The organism is Streptococcus sp. oral taxon 071 str. 73H25AP (assembly GCF_000146755.1).
Taxonomy (GTDB): domain Bacteria; phylum Bacillota; class Bacilli; order Lactobacillales; family Streptococcaceae; genus Streptococcus; species Streptococcus oralis_T.
Map to the genome: position 1 here is coordinate 1 of NZ_GL397258.1, position 896 is coordinate 896.

At 40.6% G+C, this 896-nt stretch carries 1 protein-coding gene; it reads left to right on the forward strand.

The window, feature by feature from the left end:
- On the forward strand, nucleotides 1-560 hold a 560-nt coding region (locus HMPREF9189_RS11795; protein WP_000441349.1), incomplete at its 5' end, for a Cna B-type domain-containing protein.
- Nucleotides 561-896 lie beyond the last annotated feature (336 nt).

The window sequence follows — 896 nt, forward strand, 5'->3', positions numbered from 1 at the left end:
AAGGCTTCACCATTACCAATAAGGAAAAGACTCCGTGGGCTCCAATGATCCCACCAACCCGAGCGATCACGGTCACAAAAGAGTGGCAAGACTCAGATGGCAACAAGATCGACGCGCCTGTAGACAGTGTCACAGTCGAACTCTATAAAGACGGCGTGGCAACTGGTCAAGTACAAGAGTTGACCAAAGCCAACAACTGGACAGCCAGCTTTGAGAAACAGCCAGTCTCTGCGACCCTTGGTGGCGAAGCTCATCAGTACACCGTCAAAGAAGTTGGCGAAATCTTAAACAACATTCAAGTGACAGGCAAATGGTATGGAGTCGGTTACGCAGGAAGCATGAAAGAAGGCTTCACCATCATCAATAAAGAAAAGACTCCAACAAAACCTTCTACACCAAATGATCCAGAATCTAATAAACCAGAAGTACCAAGTACAAGTAATAACAAGATATTGCCTAAAACGGGAGATGCAAGTAACGTATCCCAATATGCATGGATAATGTTAGCCTCAGGAGTATTACTGATGCTAATGGGATATAGACGTAAGAATCAAGGATAGTAGAAGTAAGGAAGAACAACACTACTGTAAAGGATAGTGCTTAGAGGTCATTAAGCTAACTTACTTGAATAAATTTTATAAGTTTATAGTTGAAAAGAAGAATAAAAAGGCAGAGATGATAGGTTCTTTGTCAATTGTAGTGGGTGACATATAACTAAGCACGAGAGAGAATCAATCTGATTCTCTCTTTTCTGATGTTCAAAGCGATGAAAATTTTCGGTTTAAAGCTTTTGAAGATTCGAAAAACGAATACATGATGTCTCATGCCCTTGATGAGTTTGTTGTTAGCCTTCTACTCGCATTGGAATAGGTGTGGATGATGTAGACTTTGTATTT